This is a genomic window from Pseudomonas edaphica (genome assembly GCF_965277385.1).
Lineage (GTDB): Bacteria > Pseudomonadota > Gammaproteobacteria > Pseudomonadales > Pseudomonadaceae > Aquipseudomonas > Aquipseudomonas edaphica.
The window spans coordinates 4,020,519-4,037,333 of sequence record NZ_OZ255725.1; the positions used below are offsets into that span (position 1 = coordinate 4,020,519).

Consider the following 16,815-nt stretch of genomic DNA (forward strand, 5'->3'; position numbering starts at 1 on the left):
ACCTTTATGAGTCTGGCGCTGTTCCCGCTCAATACCGTGCTGTTCCCTGGCTGCACCCTCGACTTGCAACTGTTCGAGGCGCGCTACCTGGACATGATCAGCCGCTGCATGAAAAAGGGCGAAAGCTTTGGTGTGGTGTGCATCCTCGACGGCAAGGAAGTCGGCATGGCCCCGGACGGCTACGCGCTGATCGGTTGTGAAGCGCTGATCCGCGATTTCAAGCAGCAGGATAACGGCCTGCTGGGGATTCGCGTCGAAGGTGGCCGCCGCTTCCGCGTGCGCGACGCCGGCGTGCAGAAGGATCAGTTGCTGGTGGCCGAGGTGCAATGGCTCGAGGAGCTGCCCGACCAGCCTTTGGAAGAAGAGGACGCCGACCTGCTGGCGTTGCTCCAGGCCCTGGCCGAGCACCCGATGGTGGCTTCGCTGGACATGGACGCGCATGCCGAGGGGCAGCAAGCCTTGGGCAATCAGCTGGCGTATCTGCTGCCGTTCACCGAGGCCGACAAGATCGACCTGCTGCAACTCGATGACCCGCAGCAACGCCTGGATGCGATCCAGATGCTGCTCGACGAGTTGCAGGGCGAACTGTTCACTCAGTAGGCGTAGCGCAACAGGGCGTGGGGTGTGCCGGTGAGGGCGATAAAGCTCAGCACCGCCACCAGCACCGGGAGCAGCAGCCACCAGGTTTTCTGCGGCATGGCCGGCAGCGGGCTTCGATACTGGATGACGGCCAGGCTGAAGGCGCACACCGTCATCGCCAGCAGCGTGCCGGCCAGTATGTCCGTGGGCCAATGCGCGCCCAGGTAAACCCGTGACAGCGCAATAAAAGCGGCGGGAATACAGCCCAGCAACATCCAGGTCAGGCGCAGGCGTGTGGGTTGCCCGCGCCCGGCCAGCACCGCCAGTGCGAGAAAGAACGCAAAGGCGCCGGAGGCGTGGCCGCTGGGCATGCTGAAACTGGTCAGTGGTTCTGTGAGGATTTCCGGGCGGCCGCGGGCGAAAAACAGCTTGGTGCCCGTGTTGATCACTGCCGCCCCCGCCAACGTAGCACCGACGAACAGGGCATGCCGCCATTGCCGCGCCACCAGCAGCAGGCCAGTGAAAATCGCGCTGGCGATAAACATCTTCCTGAATTCACCCAGTTGGGTAATCCGCACCATCACCTCGTCCAGCCACGGGCTGCGATGCTCCTGGACCAAAGCACTGAGGCCCTGATCGAAGTGATTGAGGTGGGGATAGCCGATAAACAGGGCGATCAACAAAGTCAGGCTGGCGCAACCGACCCACACAGTGGCGCGACGATGGCCGCGCAGGCTGCTGTTCAAGCTCAGCCCCAGCAATACCGCGATACACCCGGCGACAATCCCGGCTTCCAGCCAGAAACCTTCCGGCAGCGGCAGGCGGAAGGCGGCGCCAGTGGCCCAGCCCGGCAGCAGGTAGGCCACCGACCAGCCGGCGGCGGCCACAATGCTTACGGCGGCAAAGCGTGGGAACGGCATGTCGCACATGCCCGCCACCATCGGCAGCATGGGGCGCAGCGGGCCGATGAAACGCCCGACCAGCAGGCTGGCGATGCCGTACTTGTGGAAGTAGGTTTCGGCGCCGTTCATCCATTCCGGATGGTGGCGTAAACCGGGCAGGCGGCGGATGTTCTGATGGAAGTGTCGGCCCAGGTAGTAGGAAACGCCGTCGCCCAGCAAGCCGCCGAGAAAGCCCAGCAGCAAGGTTTCACTCAACGACAGCGCACCGCTGCCGGCCAGGGCCGCAATGGCAAACAGCAAGACGGTGCCTGGCACGATCAGACCGGCGATGGCCAGGCATTCAACGCACGCGACGATAAATACCGCCACCGCCAGCCATTCGGGGTTCAGTGTGAGCCAGCCGGTAATGCTATCGAGCCATTGGCCCATAAAACTTCACTCCATTTATGTCGGCAGTGGCGATCAACTGTGGGAGCAGGCTTGCCTGCGATGGCGGTGTGTCAGTCACCTCGAGAGTGAATGTTCAACCGCTATCGCAGGCAAGTCAGCTCCCACATTCGATCTGCTGGGCTGCTTCTGTCTGTTCAAATCAAAAAATAATCACGGCCTTCGACCTGGCCCCGGCGCAGCGGGTTCCGGGTGCAATACGGTGCATAACCCGCATCCACGAAGCGGTACATCAGGTGTTCATCGCGCCCGCTGGGGATGCCCAGGCGGGTGGTCTGGATGATTTGCGTCGGGGTTTGGCCCACGTCTTCAACAAACAGCAGTTCCTGGTCGAAGCGCTTGGCGTCCCACATCGGCACTTTCAGGCCCAGGGCTTTGCACAGCAGCGTTTGGCCGGCGCAAAGTTTTTGCGATGGGCGTGGGTGGCCATTGGCGTCCGGGTTGTTGAGCAGCATCTGCGCCAGGCTCGCCGGGCCGGACAGCTCATCGACCCACGGATAAGCCGATTTGATCAGCACCGCATTGCCGGGGCCGTGAGCGCTGAAGTTCAGTGAATCGCCGCCACGGGCGTAGTACATGTAGATGTGGCCACCATCCAGAAACAAAGCCTTACGCTTTTCTGTGTAACCGAGTGAGGCATGGCTGCCTTTTTCGGCCACGTAATAGGCTTCGGTTTCGATAATTCGCGCCGAAAGCCAGGTTTCACCGACGCGGTGGCGGATGACTTTGCCGAGCAATTCGCGCGCAAGTATTTGCGCGTCACGGTCGAAGAAGCTGTCGGGCAGGGCGCTGGCGGGGAGCTGGGGGGCACAAATGGACATGGCGGCAAAGGTTAATACGGCTAAATGTGACCGAATAATAACAACTCCCACCTTAATTACCGCTGAACCCCAAGTTTTTACAGTTCATTTCGACCATCCGCCCCTCACCGCTGTCAGTCGGGCGGCGTCACAGCTATAATCTGCCGCTTTCCTCTTTGCCAAGACTCCCTGACCATGACTGAGTCCGTTCTTGACTACATGACCCGCCTGGGTCGCGCTGCCCGGCAGGCCTCGCGGTTGATCGCCCGTGCGAGCACTGCGCAGAAGAACCGTGCCTTGCTGGCTGCCGCCGATGCTCTGGATGCTTCGCGCTCCGAGCTGGCCGCCGCCAACGAACTGGACCTGGCCAACGGCCGCGCCAATGGCCTGGAGCCGGCCCTGCTGGACCGTCTGGCGCTGACCCCGGCACGTATCGACGACATGATCGAAGGCCTGCGTCAGGTGGCCAAGCTGCCTGACCCCATCGGTGAAATCCGCGATATGCGCTACCTGCCCTCCGGCATTCAGGTCGGCAAGATGCGCGTGCCGCTGGGCGTGATCGGCATCATCTATGAGTCGCGCCCGAACGTGACCATCGACGCCGCGAGCCTGTGCCTCAAGTCGGGCAACGCCACCATCCTGCGTGGCGGTTCCGAGGCCATTCATTCCAACCGCGCCATTGCTGTGTGCATCCAGCAAGGCCTGGCCGTGGCCGAGCTGCCGGCTGAAGTGGTGCAGGTGGTGGAAACCACCGACCGCGCCGCCGTAGGCGCGTTGATCACCATGCCGGAATTCGTCGACGTGATCGTGCCGCGTGGTGGCAAGAGCCTGATCGAACGCGTCAGCCGTGATGCCAAGGTGCCGGTAATCAAGCACCTGGACGGCGTGTGCCATGTGTACATCGACATCGCGGCCGACCTCGACAAGGCGATCCGCATCGCCGACAACGCCAAGACCCACCGCTACGCGCCATGCAACACCATGGAAACCCTGCTGGTACACGCTGGCATTGCCGAGCGCGTGCTGCCGCCGCTGGCTGCCATCTACCGTGACAAGGGCGTGGAACTGCGTGGCTGCGAACGTACCCGTGCACTGCTGGGCGCGGACGTGATCGAAGCGACTGAAGACGACTGGTACACCGAGTACACGGCGCCGATCCTGTCGATCCGCATCGTTGATGACCTGGACCAGGCCATCGAACACATCAATAAATACGGCTCCAAGCACACCGACGCTATTGTTTCCGAGCATTTCAGCGATGCCCGGCGTTTCCTCACCGAAGTGGATTCCGCCTCGGTGATGATCAACGCCTCGACGCGTTTTGCCGACGGCTTCGAGTATGGCCTGGGGGCGGAGATCGGCATTTCCACCGACAAGCTCCACGCACGCGGCCCGGTTGGCCTGGAAGGTCTGACCAGCGAGAAGTACGTGGTGTTCGGCGACGGTCATGTGCGCACTTGATGGGTAAACGCATCGGGCTGCTCGGCGGCACCTTCGACCCCGTGCACATCGGCCATTTGCGCAGTGCCCTGGAAGTCGCGGATGCCCTCGCGCTGGATGAGTTACGCGTGATGCCTAACGCGCGGCCACCCCATCGCGATATGCCGCAGGTGTCTGCGCAGCAACGCCTGGAGATGGTGCGCCTGGCTGTAGAAGGTATACCGCCGCTGGTGGTGGACGACCGCGAACTCAAACGCGATAAACCGTCCTACACTGTCGACACCCTGGAACTGATGCGCGCCGAGTTGGCCGCAGATGACCAGTTGTTTCTGCTTTTGGGCTGGGACGCATTTTGCGGCCTGCCCTCTTGGCATCGCTGGGAGGAACTCCTCCAGCATTGCCACATCCTGGTTTTGCAACGCCCGGATGCCGACAGCGAACCGCCGGATGCCTTGCGCAACCTGCTGGCCGCGCGGTCGGTAAGTGACCCCTTGGCCCTGACCGGGCCGAACGGGAATATTGCATTCGTCTGGCAGACCCCGCTTGCGGTGTCCGCCACCCAGATCCGTCAACTGCTGGCCAGCGGGAAGTCGGTACGTTTCCTGGTGCCTGACGCGGTCCTGGCCTACATCGATGCGCACGGGCTTTACCGTGCGTCGAACTAAAAGGCGCGCTTGATCGCACGAACATTCGTGCAGCGGGCGCCCGAACATACGAGCAAAACGAGTTTTATATGACGAACAAAGACGTAAGCAAAGTTAAGCGCAAAGGCACTTTCAAAAGCGCCCCGCTGCCAGTAGAAGCGCACACCGGCCCTGAGCTGGCTGGCGAAGAGCTGGTAAAAGTCGCCGTGGCTGCCCTGGAAGACGTTAAAGCCCAGGACATTCAGGTGCTGGACGTGCGCGACAAGCAAAGCATCACCGACTTCATGATCATTGCTACCGGTACTTCCAACCGCCAGATCGGCGCGATGCTCGACAAGGTTCGCGAAGCCGTCAAAGCCCAAGGCGTCAAGCCACTGGGTGAAGAAGGCAAGGGCGACAGCGACTGGGTACTGCTGGACATGGACGACGTGATCGTTCACATGATGACCAGCAACGCCCGCCAGTTCTACGACCTGGAGCGTCTGTGGAAAGGCGCCGAGCAGAGCCGTGCGGCTGATGGCAAGCACCACAGCCCGGAAGTGGGCCATGCGCACTTCGACAAGCTCAACAAAGACCAGGAATAAGGAACGGCTGTGCGCCTGCGTCTGATCGCTGTCGGTTCACGCATGCCCAAGTGGGTGGAAGAAGGCTGGCACGAGTATGCCAAGCGTCTGCCCGCTGAGCTGTCGCTGGAACTGGTGGAAATACCGCTCAACACCCGGGGCAAGAATGCCGATGTGGCGCGCTTTATCCGTCAGGAAGGCGAAGCCATGTTGGCCAAGGTCGGCCCCAACGAGCGCATCGTCACCCTCGAGGTGCACGGCAAGCCCTGGAGCACCGAGCAGTTGGCGGTGGAGCTGGATCGCTGGCGCCTGGACTCGCGTACCGTCAACTTCATGGTCGGCGGCCCGGAAGGGCTGGCGCCGGAAGTCTGCGCGCGGGCGGACCAGCGCTGGTCGCTGTCGGCACTCACGTTGCCGCACCCGTTGGTAAGGATTCTGATCGGTGAACAGCTGTATCGCGCCTGGACAGTTCTGTCCGGGCACCCTTACCACAAATAATCTGCGCCATTGCCGATGACCCAGCCGATCCGCATCAAGGACCACGAGAAAGACGCACGTCTGGTACGTTCGCGCGTGGTGTTTGGCGCTTTTTTGGTGGTGGGCTTGATTGCGGTGCTGATTGCGCGCCTGTATTACCTGCAGGTGATCCAGTACGACTATCACTCCACGTTGTCGGAAAACAACCGGGTGCATGTGCAGCCGATCCCGCCAACCCGCGGGCTGATTTTCGACCGCAATGGCGTGGTGGTGGCGGACAACCGGCCCAGCTTCAGCCTGAGCATGACCCGCGAGCGTTCCGGCGACTGGCAGCAGGTCCTCGACGTAATCGTCGAGGTACTGCAACTGACGCCGGAAGACCGCGCGATCTTCGAAAAACGCATGAAGCAGGGGCGTCGGCCGTTCGAGCCGGTGCCGATCCTGTTCGAGCTCAACGAAGAGCAGATCGCGCGCATTGCGGTGAACCAGTTCCGTTTGCCGGGTGTGGAAGTGGTGGCGCAGTTGGTGCGGCATTACCCGCAAGGGGCACACTTTGCGCACTCCGTCGGCTACATGGGGCGCATCAACGAGAAAGAGCTGAAAAGCCTCGATCCGGTGAATTACAGCGGCACCCACCATATTGGCAAAACCGGCATCGAGCGCTTCTACGAGCCGGAGCTGCACGGCCAGGTGGGTTACGAAGAAGTTGAGACCAACGCCCGTGGCCGCGTGCTGCGTGTGCTCAAGCGCACCGACCCGATCCCTGGCAAAGACATTGTGCTGAGCCTGGACATCAAATTGCAGGAAGCGGCGGAGATGGCCCTGGGCGGTCGTCGTGGCGCCGTCGTCGCGCTCAACCCGGCCACCGGCGAAGTGCTGGCGATGGTCAGCCAGCCGAGTTTCGACCCGAACCTGTTTGTGACCGGTATCAGCTTCAAGGCCTATGCCGAGTTGCGTGATTCCATCGACCGGCCGTTGTTCAACCGTGTACTGCGCGGGCTGTACCCGCCGGGTTCGACCATCAAGCCGGCGGTGGCGATTGCCGGTCTGGATTCGGGTGTGGTCACGGCATCGAGCCGCGTGTACGACCCTGGCTACTACATGCTGCCCAACTACGATCACAAATACCGTAACTGGAACCGCACCGGTGACGGCTATGTCGACCTGGACACCGCAATCATGCGCTCCAACGACACCTATTTTTATGACCTGGCCCACAAGCTGGGGATTGATCGGCTGTCTGCCTATATGGGCAAGTTCGGCCTCGGTCAGAAAGTCTCCCTGGATATGTTCGAAGAATCCCCTGGCTTGATGCCGTCGCGGGAGTGGAAACGCGCGACCCGTCGTCAGGCATGGTTCCCGGGCGAAACCCTGATCCTCGGCATCGGTCAGGGCTACATGCAGGCCACACCGCTGCAACTGGCCCAGGCCACCGCGCTGGTGGCCAACAAAGGCGTGTGGAACCGCCCGCACTTGGCCAAGACCATCGAAGGCCAGAAGCCTGTGGATGAAAACCCGATTCCGGACATCGTGCTGCGCGACCCGTCCGACTGGGCCAAGGTCAACCACGGCATGCAGCAAGTGATGCACGGTGCCCGTGGCACGGCGCGCAAGGCCGCGGCGGGCGCGCAATACCGCATTGCCGGCAAAAGCGGTACGGCCCAGGTGGTCGCGATCAAGCAGGGTGAGAAATACGACCGCTCCAAGGTTCAGGAGCGTCACCGCGACCACGCCTTGTTTGTCGGCTTTGCGCCGGCCGACGACCCGAAAATCGTGGTGGCGGTGATGGTCGAGAACGGCGAGTCCGGCTCTGGCGTCGCGGCGCCTGTGGTGCGTCAGATCATGGACGCTTGGCTGTTGGCCGACGACGGCAGACTCAAATCCGAATATGGTGGCCCCCCTTCAAGCACCGAGGTTACGGCCCGTGAAGAGTAATTTTGACCGCATCCTCTCCAGTGAGGATGTGATGCGTCGGCGTGCGACGTTGCTGCAGCGCCTGCACATTGATGGCCCGTTGCTGATCCTGCTGTTGACCTTGGCGGCCGGCAGCCTGTTCGTGCTGTATTCGGCCAGCGGCAAGAACTGGGACTTACTGATCAAACAGGCGTCGTCGTTCGGCCTGGGTCTGTTGTCGATGGTGGTTATCGCCCAGCTGGAGCCACGTTTCATGGCGCGCTGGGTGCCGCTGGGGTATGTCGCCGGTGTTTTGCTGCTGGTGGTGGTGGACGTAATGGGCCACAACGCCATGGGCGCGACCCGCTGGATCAACATTCCCGGGGTAATTCGCTTCCAACCGTCGGAATTCATGAAGATCCTGATGCCGGCGACCATTGCCTGGTATTTGTCCAAGCGCACCTTGCCGCCGCAGCTCAAGCACGTGGGCATCAGCCTGATATTGATCGGCGTGCCGTTCATTTTGATTGTGCGCCAGCCCGACCTCGGCACCTCGCTGCTGATCCTGGCGGGCGGGGCGTTCGTGTTGTTCATGGGCGGCCTGCGCTGGCGCTGGATCCTCAGCGTGCTGGCGGCGGCGATCCCGGTGGCGGTGGCCATGTGGTTCTTCTTTATGCATGACTACCAGAAGCAGCGGATCCTGACCTTCCTGGATCCGGAAAGTGACCCGCTGGGCACTGGCTGGAACATTATCCAGTCCAAGGCGGCGATTGGTTCCGGCGGCGTATTTGGCAAAGGTTGGTTGTTGGGCACCCAGTCACACCTGGACTTTTTGCCCGAAAGCCACACCGACTTCATTATTGCGGTAATGGGCGAAGAATTCGGCCTGGTGGGCATTTGCGCGCTGTTGCTGATCTATTTGCTGCTGATTGGTCGCGGCCTGGTGATTACCGCCCAGGCGCAGACGCTGTTTGGCAAATTGCTCGCCGGCAGCCTGACCATGACTTTTTTTGTTTACGTTTTCGTCAACATCGGTATGGTCAGTGGCCTGTTGCCGGTGGTTGGGGTGCCGTTGCCGTTCATTAGCTACGGCGGAACTTCGCTGGTGACATTGATGTCAGCGTTTGGGGTTTTGATGTCGATTCACACGCATCGCAAGTGGATCGCGCAGGTTTGAATAAGGTGAAGATGTCAATGCAAGTAATGCGCGGCTGGGCGACTCGGCACGCGTCCTGGATGGGCCTGATTGGGCTGCTGGGCGCGACGCAAGAGGTGCAGGCCGGTGACTACGATGGTTCACCCCAGGTCGCCGAATTTGTCGGTGAAATGACCCGCGACTACGGTTTTGCCGGTGAACAACTGATGGGCGTGTTCCGTGAAGCCCAGCGCAAGCAGGCGATCCTCGACGCGATCTCGCGTCCCGCCGAGCGCGTCAAACAGTGGAAAGACTACCGCCCGATGTTCCTCACCGACGCCCGTGTGGCGCGGGGCGTGGACTTCTGGCGCCAGCACGAAGCGGTGCTGGCCCGCGCCGAGCAGGAATACGGCGTGCCGGCCCAGGTGATCGTCGCCATCATCGGCATCGAAACCTTCTACGGGCGCAACACCGGCAGTTACCGGGTGATCGACGCCTTGTCGACCCTGGGCTTCGATTACCCGCCACGTGCCGAGTTTTTCCGCAAGGAGCTGCGTGAGTTCCTGCTGCTGGCCCGTGAAGAACAGGTCGACCCGTTGACCCTCAAGGGCTCCTACGCTGGTGCGATGGGCCTGCCGCAGTTCATGCCGAGCAGTTTCCGGGCGTATGCGGTGGATTTCGACGGCGACGGCCACATCAATATCTGGAGCAACCCGGACGATGCCATCGGCAGCGTGGCCAGCTACTTCAAGCGCCATGGCTGGGTGGCCGGCGAACCGGTGGTGATCCGCGCCGATGTCACCGGCGAGCGCGTCGACGAAGGTTTGACCCAAGGTATTGAGCCGGTCAAGACCGTCGGGGAGTTGCGAGCGCTGGGCTGGTCGAGTCAGAATGCGCCACGCGATGATATGCCGGTGACGGCGTTCCGTCTCGAAGGCGCAAACGGCCCGGAATACTGGATGGGCCTGAAGAATTTTTACGCAATCACGCGTTATAACCGCAGTGTGATGTACGCCATGGCCGTGCATCAGCTGTCAGACATGCTGGTCCAAGCACGGGGCAACAAGTAATGCGGGTATCGCCGTTCCAAAAACCGCTCAAGCTGGTGGCGTTCGCCGCGTTGTCCTTGCTGGTTGTCAGTTGCTCCTCCACCACCAGCCGTGCTCCGGCGCCGAAGGGCGGCGCTGTCGTTCGCGCCCAGCCGGGCCTGGACATCAACCGCGCGCACAAAGACGGCGCGCCGTGGTGGGATGTCGACGTATCAAAGATCCCGGATGCCACGCCGACCCTGCACACCGGGCCTTATAAAGCCAACCCGTATACCGTGCTGGGCAAGAATTACTTCCCGCTGCAGGAATCCAGGACCTACTCGCAAACGGGCACGGCGTCCTGGTACGGCACCAAATTCCATGGCCAGAACACCGCCAACGGCGAAGTGTATGACCTGTACGGCATGAGCGCGGCCCACAAGACCTTGCCGCTGCCCAGCTACGTACGCGTGACCAACCTGGACAACAACCGTACGGTGATCCTGCGGGTCAACGACCGTGGGCCGTTCTATTCGGACCGGATCATCGACTTGTCCTACGCCGCCGCGAAGAAACTCGGTTATGCCGAAACTGGCACCGCGCGTGTGAAAGTCGAAGGTATCGACCCGGCGCAGTATTGGGCTCAGCGTGGCAAACCGGCGCCATTGATGCTCAACGAGCCGCAAACCCCGCAACCGCAAGTGACCGCCTCGGCGGGCAAGATCGAGCAGTGGACACCGCCACCGGCGCAGCACGCACCCGATACGGTCGTGGTGCCGCATGCAGCGCCAGGCGCATCTACAGTCGGCGGCCAGTACCTGCAGGTCGGCGCTTTCGCCAACCCGGATGCGGCAGAACTGTTAAGGTCCAAGCTCAGCGGTATGGTCAGCGCGCCCGTGTTTATCAGCTCCATCGTGCGTAACCAGCAAACTCTGCACCGTGTGCGCATGGGCCCGATTGGTTCGCCAAGTGAAGTGGCGCACGTGCAGAACAGTGTGCGCCTGGCCAACCTGGGGCAACCCAGCGTCGTCACGGCTGAATAAGTAAAAGGATTGATGGTTCAGGTTCGCCTGAACCCAGGTTGTTGGCTCGTTGAACAATAAAAACCCAGGGGCAAGGGGTGAGCGGGCAACCGAACACGCGACAGTCTGGCAGCGGGCTGTCTGAATAGTTTTGCCCGCGAGGGCAAGTTTCCATAAGCAATTTCGAGAGACGGATGAACATCACCACCTTAGCCAAACGCACGTGCCTGCTTCTTTCGCTGATCATCACCCCGGCCGCCTGGGCGGTTGAAATGGTGCCAGCTTCCCCGCAATTGGCCGCCAAGGCCTGGGTCCTCATGGATGCCGCCAGCGGCAACGTGCTGGTCGAGAACAACGGTGACCAGCGCCTGCCCCCGGCCAGCCTGACCAAGCTGATGACAGCCTACATCGCGACCCTGGAAATCCGTCGCGGCCAGATCGGCGAGAATGACCCGGTTACCGTCAGCGAAAACGCATGGCGCACCGGCGGTTCGCGGATGTTCATCAAGGTCGGTTCGCAGGTTACCGTCAGCGACCTGCTGCACGGCATCATCATCCAGTCCGGTAACGACGCCAGCGTGGCCCTGTCCGAGCACATCGCCGGCAGCGAAGACGCGTTCGCCGACTTGATGAACAAGACCGCCGGCGACCTGGGCATGACCAACAGCCACTTCATGAACCCGACCGGCCTGCCGAACCCGGAGCACTACTCGTCGGCTCACGACATGGCCGTGCTGGCTCGCGCGATCATCCGTGTCGACCCGGTGCACTACGCGATCTACTCCCAGAAGGAATTCTTCTGGAACAACATCAAGCAGCCTAACCGTAACCTGCTGCTGTGGCGTGACAAGACCGTCGACGGTCTGAAAACCGGCCACACCGACGAAGCCGGCTACTGCATGGTGTCGTCCGCCGTACGTGACGGCCAGCGCCTGATCGCCGTGGTATTCGGCACCAACAGCGAGCAGGCCCGTGCGGCCGAGACGCAAAAACTGCTGACTTACGGCTTCCGCTTCTTCGAAACCCAGACCTTCTACCAGAAGGGTGCCGAGCTGGCCCAAGCCCCGGTATGGAAAGGCGCGACCCACCAAGTCAAGGCCGGCCTGGCCGATGACCTGACCCTGACCATGCCTAAAGGCCAGCTGAAAAAGCTCGCGGCCAGCATGACCATGAACCCGCAATTGGTCGCTCCAATCGCCAAGGGTGACGTGATCGGTAAAGTCGAAGTGAAGCTCGATGACAAGGTGGTGCATAGCGCCGACCTGATCGCACTGGACGCCGTTGACGAAGGTGGTATCTTCCGCCGCGTGTGGGATAGCATCCGTCTATTCTTCTACGGCTTGTTCAACTGATTGTGCGCACCTGCATAGCCCCGCGTTGATCCAGCGCGGGGCTTTGCCCGTCGCCACGGCTTAGCGCTTACGAGGCTGTTCTGCCATGACCGATAAAGAAGTAGAAGTAAAGGCGCCAAAGATCGAATTCCCCAACGTGGACTATCCCGTCAAGGTGATCAGCGATACCGGTGTAGGCAACAAAGACAAGATTCTCGAGATCGTGCGTAAACACGCGACGATCAACGACAACCGGGTTGACGAGCGTTTGAGCTCCAACGGTAAGTACACCACGATCCAGTTGCACATCGTGGCAACCGGTCAAGACCAGCTCTACGACATCAACAGTGAACTGCGGGCCACCGGCTTCGTGCACATGGTGTTGTGATGTCACAGGTTTTGGGCTTTCGCGAGCTCGGCCAGATGGCCTACGAGCCGGTCTGGCATGCCATGCAGCGCTTCACCAATGAGCGCGGCACCTCGGCTCCGGATGAAATCTGGCTGGTGGAACACCCGCCGGTCTTTACCCAGGGCCAGGCCGGCAAGGCTGAGCATCTGCTGCTGCCGGGTGATATTCCGGTGGTGCAGGTCGACCGAGGTGGCCAAGTGACTTACCATGGCCCTGGTCAGCTGGTGGCCTATTTGCTGCTGGACGTGCGCAAGCTGGGTTTTGGCGTGCGTGACCTGGTAAGCCGCATGGAGGCTTGCCTGATCGAGCTGTTGGCCAGTTACGGCGTGACTGCCGCGGCCAAGCCGGATGCACCCGGTGTATACGTGGACGGCGCGAAAATCGCCTCCCTCGGTTTGCGCATTCGCCACGGTTGTTCCTTTCATGGCCTGGCCCTGAATGTGGACATGGACCTGGCGCCGTTTCGGCGCATCAACCCGTGCGGTTACGCCGGGCTGGCGATGACTCAACTGAGCGACCACGCCACACCGATTAAATTTGCCGAGGTAAGTGCCCGGCTGCGTGCGCAGCTCGTCAAACACCTCGACTATGCTGAGCAGACGACCCTTACGGGCGGAATCGACTGATTATGACTACTGATGCAGTGCAAACCATGATCCCGACGCTGGACATCACCGAGCGTCCGGCCCCGGCCCCGCGTGCCAAGGTCGAAGCCGGCGTCAAGCTGCGCGGCGCCGAGAAGGTTGCACGCATCCCGGTGAAAATCATCCCGACCACCGAACTGCCGAAGAAGCCTGACTGGATCCGCGTGCGCATCCCGGTTTCGCCGGAAGTCGACCGTATCAAGGCCCTGCTGCGCAAACACAAACTGCACAGCGTGTGCGAAGAAGCTTCCTGCCCGAACCTGGGCGAATGCTTCTCCGGCGGCACCGCCACCTTCATGATCATGGGTGACATCTGCACCCGTCGTTGCCCGTTCTGCGACGTTGGCCACGGCCGGCCGAAGCCATTGGACGTCAACGAGCCGGAAAGCCTGGCCATTGCCATTGCCGACCTGAAACTCAAATACGTGGTCATCACTTCCGTAGACCGCGACGACCTGCGTGACGGCGGTGCCCAGCACTTTGCCGACTGCATCCGCGAGATCCGCAAGCTGTCGCCGAACGTGATGCTCGAAACCCTGGTGCCGGACTACCGTGGCCGCATGGACGTCGCGCTGGAAATCACCGCGGCCGAGCCACCGGATGTGTTCAACCACAACCTGGAAACCGTGCCACGTCTGTACAAAGCTGCGCGCCCAGGTTCGGACTACCAGTGGTCGCTGACCCTGCTGCAAAAATTCAAGCAGATGATGCCGCACATCCCGACCAAATCCGGGCTGATGCTGGGCCTGGGCGAGACCGACGAAGAAGTCATCGAAGTCATGAAGCGCATGCGCGAACACGACATCGACATGCTGACCCTGGGCCAGTACCTGCAGCCGTCGCGCAGCCACTTGCCGGTGCAGCGTTTTGTGCACCCGGACACCTTCGCCTGGTTCGCCGAGGAAGGTTACAAGATGGGCTTCAAGAACGTGGCTTCGGGCCCGCTGGTACGTTCCTCGTACCACGCCGATGAGCAAGCCAAGCTGGTCAAGGCGAGCCTGGTTTCGTAAGCGTTTCCCCTCTGTAGGAGCAGCCGAACTGCTCCTACAGAGTTTCCCTCCTTTTCTCCCTTCTGTTTGCAACCATCACTGGCTAGAGTGCCTGGGTATCCAACCACGGAGAACCATGGATGACGACTCAACTCGCGGCTGCCGTGCCTGCCCTGCGCACCGAAGGCGTAATTGGCCTGATTGCCCCCGCCGGCCCTGCCGCACTGGATGTTGAAAAAGCCGGCCAGTGGATGCGCGCCCGTGGCCATGAGCTGCGCATATTCCCCGGTGTGTATGAGCGCGATGGCTACCTGGCCGGCAGCGACGAGGTGCGTCTGCGCGATTTGCATGCGGCGTTTGCCGATCCCGAAATCGATGCCATCTTCTGCCTGCGTGGCGGCTATGGCAGCCCGCGATTATTGGATCGGCTCGATTTTGACCTGATTAGGGCCAACCCCAAGCCATTTGTGGGGTACAGCGACATCACCGCGTTGCACCTGGCCATCAACCGCTACGCGGGTTTTGTGACCTTTCACGGGCCGATGCTTAATGCCGATCTGCTCGGTGACAAGCAGCAGCCCACAGAGTCGTCGTTGTTCAGCATGTTGCGTGGGCAACTGAGCGAGTGCAGCGCGCTGGCACACCCGGTTGCTTACCCACTGACCACGATTGAGCCGGGTGTCGCCTGCGGGCGTTTGCTCGGCGGCAACCTGTCGATGATTGCCGCGGTAATGGGCACGGCGTTTGAGATCGACGCCGAAGGCATCATTCTGTTTATCGAAGACGTCAACGAGCCACTCTACCGAATTGACCGGCTGCTGACGCACTTGCGCCTGGCGGGCAAACTGGCTCAGGTGGCCGGCGTGTTGGTCGGGGATGTATCGGGGGTGGATAAGGCGGCGTTGGAGCGGCTGCTCAAGCAGACCTTCGAGCCGCTGTGCATTCCTGTGTTGTCCGGCTGGCGCAGCGGGCACTGCGATCCAAACCTGACGCTGCCGATGGGCGCCTTGGTGCGGTTGGATGCGGGGGAGCAGCAGTTGGTGTTGGAGCAGGATGTGGTGTTCAAGCCCTGAGAGTGCTATCGCAGGCAAGCCAGCTCCCACAGGAAAATGCATTCCAAAGGTGGGAGCTGGCTTGCCTGCGATGGCGGCAGTCGCCATAGGCCGATTTAACGGCTCTGCAACGACTCCAGCAGCTTCACTGTCGGAAACCCATCCGCCGGCCAACCCAACGACTGCTGCGCCGCCCGGATCGCCTTGCGCGTGTTGGCGCCGATAATCCCGTCCGGGTTGCCCGCGTCATAGCCCTTGGCACTCAGCACCGTCTGCAGGTCGATACGCTGGGAGCGACTCAGCGGCAGTTCATCCTTGGGCCAATCGCCACGAATCACTCCGCCGCCAGCAAACCGCTCCGACAACAGGCCTACGGCCAGCGCGTAGGACGACGAGTTGTTGTACTTGAGGATCGCGCGGAAGTTATCCAGCACCAGGAACGCTGGGCCACGGTAGCCGGCCGGCAGCAGCAGGGCAGCTGACAGGTGCTCGACGTTCGGTGGCATGCTCGCGCCAGGTGGCAGCTGGATACCGAGTCTCATCCACTCGCCAACGGTCTTGCGTATGCCGCCGTCGGCCAGGGCGTAATCGAAGTTCGTCGGCAGTTGTTTCACCTCAAAGCCCCACGGCTGGCCGCGTTGCCAGCCGGAGCTTTGCAGGTAGTGCGCAGTGGAGGCCAGGGCGTCGCCCGGGCTGTTCCAGATATCGCGGCGACCGTCGCCATCGAAATCCACGGCATGGGTGTTGTAGGTGGTCGGGATGAACTGGGTCTGGCCCATGGCCCCGGCCCACGAACCTTTCATCTGGTCGGCAGAGATATCGCCATGCTGGATGATCTGCAACGCCGCCAGCAGTTGCGCCTGGGCGAATGCCGGGCGGCGGCCTTCATAGGCCAGGGTCGCGAGCGAACGGATCACCGAGTTATTGCCCTGGAACTGGCCAAAGTTGCTTTCCATGCCCCACACCGAAACCAGCGCCTGGCGATCAACGCCATAACGCTCTTCGATGCGCTGCAGGATATCGGCGTATTTGATCAGCAACGCTTGGCCATTACGCACGCGTACTGGCGACAGGGCACCGTCGAGGTATTCCCACACCGGGCGGGAAAATTCCGGTTGGCTGCGATCGGCGCGAATCACCGCCATGTCGGGCGTCACGCCAGCAAAGGCGTTATCGAAGACGGCGGGTGTGATCCCCGCGCTCAGGGCTTGCGCACGAAAGCCAGCCTGCCATTCGGCAAAGGTCTGGGTCGGCTGGATATCAAGATTGTCCACGGCCAAAGGGGGGACCACGGCAGGCGCGACGGCAGGCACGGTCTGGAGCTTTGGCAGGGGTTGCGCGTCCGCGGCGGTGGGTTTCTCGGCGCAGGCGACAAGCAGAATGAGGCTGGAGGCAGCAATCAATTGGCGAAGGTGCCAACGACGGGAAAGGCTAGAGGGCATGCACAGGTCCAGGGATTA

At 61.6% G+C, this 16,815-nt stretch carries 17 protein-coding genes; 14 read left to right on the forward strand and 3 right to left on the reverse strand.

Annotated elements, in window-relative coordinates:
* Positions 1-6: 6 nt before the first annotated feature.
* Complete coding sequence (locus tag ACQY47_RS18275; RefSeq protein WP_017136044.1) at positions 7-600, forward strand: LON peptidase substrate-binding domain-containing protein; 594 nt, start codon at positions 7-9, stop codon at positions 598-600.
* Here the strand turns inward: ACQY47_RS18275 and ACQY47_RS18280 are convergent.
* Positions 594-1,910, reverse strand: coding sequence for a bifunctional DedA family/phosphatase PAP2 family protein (locus ACQY47_RS18280; protein WP_428550781.1), 1,317 nt, complete (start codon positions 1,908-1,910; stop codon positions 594-596). The two genes, ACQY47_RS18275 and ACQY47_RS18280, sit on opposite strands and share 7 nt — an antisense overlap.
* 155 nt (positions 1,911-2,065) lie before the next feature.
* A complete protein-coding gene (locus tag ACQY47_RS18285; RefSeq protein ID WP_428550784.1) occupies positions 2,066-2,749 on the reverse strand; it encodes a DNA-3-methyladenine glycosylase in 684 nt (227 codons plus the stop codon).
* A gap of 174 nt (positions 2,750-2,923) precedes the next feature.
* Here ACQY47_RS18285 and ACQY47_RS18290 point away from each other — a divergent pair, with 174 nt between their 5' ends.
* The 13 genes from ACQY47_RS18290 to ACQY47_RS18350 all read left to right on the forward strand — a co-directional run bounded on the left by ACQY47_RS18290 (position 2,924) and on the right by ACQY47_RS18350 (position 15,376).
* On the forward strand, positions 2,924-4,189 hold the full coding sequence (locus ACQY47_RS18290) for a glutamate-5-semialdehyde dehydrogenase (RefSeq protein ID WP_138450447.1): 1,266 nt from the start codon (positions 2,924-2,926) through the stop codon (positions 4,187-4,189).
* Entirely contained in the window at positions 4,189-4,833 is a 645-nt protein-coding gene (gene nadD, locus ACQY47_RS18295; RefSeq protein WP_017136048.1) for a nicotinate-nucleotide adenylyltransferase, read from the forward strand. The genes ACQY47_RS18290 and nadD overlap by 1 nt, the downstream gene beginning before the upstream one ends.
* 68 nt (positions 4,834-4,901) lie before the next feature.
* Positions 4,902-5,396 carry a ribosome silencing factor gene (gene rsfS, locus ACQY47_RS18300; RefSeq protein ID WP_003215432.1) on the forward strand — a complete coding sequence of 165 codons (495 nt, stop codon included), beginning with the start codon at positions 4,902-4,904 and terminating at the stop codon, positions 5,394-5,396.
* Positions 5,397-5,405: 9 nt separating this feature from the next.
* Entirely contained in the window at positions 5,406-5,873 is a 468-nt protein-coding gene (gene rlmH, locus ACQY47_RS18305) for a 23S rRNA (pseudouridine(1915)-N(3))-methyltransferase RlmH (protein ID WP_003176297.1), read from the forward strand.
* A gap of 15 nt (positions 5,874-5,888) precedes the next feature.
* Positions 5,889-7,787, forward strand: coding sequence for a penicillin-binding protein 2 (mrdA, locus tag ACQY47_RS18310; RefSeq protein ID WP_428550789.1), 1,899 nt, complete (start codon positions 5,889-5,891; stop codon positions 7,785-7,787).
* A 31-nt stretch (positions 7,788-7,818) separates the two neighbouring features.
* Positions 7,819-8,922 carry a rod shape-determining protein RodA gene (gene rodA / locus ACQY47_RS18315; RefSeq protein ID WP_050547734.1) on the forward strand — a complete coding sequence of 368 codons (1,104 nt, stop codon included), beginning with the start codon at positions 7,819-7,821 and terminating at the stop codon, positions 8,920-8,922.
* A gap of 17 nt (positions 8,923-8,939) precedes the next feature.
* Positions 8,940-9,950 carry a lytic murein transglycosylase B gene (gene mltB / locus ACQY47_RS18320; protein WP_177033941.1) on the forward strand — a complete coding sequence of 337 codons (1,011 nt, stop codon included), beginning with the start codon at positions 8,940-8,942 and terminating at the stop codon, positions 9,948-9,950.
* The gene (locus tag ACQY47_RS18325; RefSeq protein WP_428550793.1) at positions 9,950-10,951 is read left to right on the forward strand and encodes a septal ring lytic transglycosylase RlpA family protein; all 1,002 of its coding nucleotides are present in this window, start codon (positions 9,950-9,952) and stop codon (positions 10,949-10,951) included. Before mltB ends, ACQY47_RS18325 begins: the two co-directional genes overlap by 1 nt.
* Before the next feature lie 173 nt (positions 10,952-11,124).
* A complete protein-coding gene (locus ACQY47_RS18330; RefSeq protein WP_017136053.1) occupies positions 11,125-12,282 on the forward strand; it encodes a D-alanyl-D-alanine carboxypeptidase family protein in 1,158 nt (385 codons plus the stop codon).
* A gap of 85 nt (positions 12,283-12,367) precedes the next feature.
* Positions 12,368-12,649, forward strand: a complete 282-nt coding sequence (locus tag ACQY47_RS18335) for a DUF493 domain-containing protein (protein WP_017136054.1) — start codon at positions 12,368-12,370, stop codon at positions 12,647-12,649.
* Positions 12,649-13,296 carry a lipoyl(octanoyl) transferase LipB gene (gene lipB / locus ACQY47_RS18340; RefSeq protein WP_017136055.1) on the forward strand — a complete coding sequence of 216 codons (648 nt, stop codon included), beginning with the start codon at positions 12,649-12,651 and terminating at the stop codon, positions 13,294-13,296. The genes ACQY47_RS18335 and lipB overlap by 1 nt, the downstream gene beginning before the upstream one ends.
* 26 nt (positions 13,297-13,322) lie before the next feature.
* Positions 13,323-14,324, forward strand: a complete 1,002-nt coding sequence (lipA, locus tag ACQY47_RS18345) for a lipoyl synthase (protein WP_057444888.1) — start codon at positions 13,323-13,325, stop codon at positions 14,322-14,324.
* A 119-nt stretch (positions 14,325-14,443) separates the two neighbouring features.
* Positions 14,444-15,376: a S66 peptidase family protein gene (locus ACQY47_RS18350; RefSeq protein ID WP_428550797.1), complete on the forward strand. Its 933-nt coding sequence runs from the start codon at positions 14,444-14,446 to the stop codon at positions 15,374-15,376.
* Positions 15,377-15,471: 95 nt separating this feature from the next.
* On the opposite strand, the gene ACQY47_RS18355 is transcribed toward ACQY47_RS18350, so the two are convergent.
* Complete coding sequence (locus ACQY47_RS18355) at positions 15,472-16,797, reverse strand: lytic murein transglycosylase (RefSeq protein WP_017136057.1); 1,326 nt, start codon at positions 16,795-16,797, stop codon at positions 15,472-15,474.
* Positions 16,798-16,815: the final 18 nt, after the last annotated feature.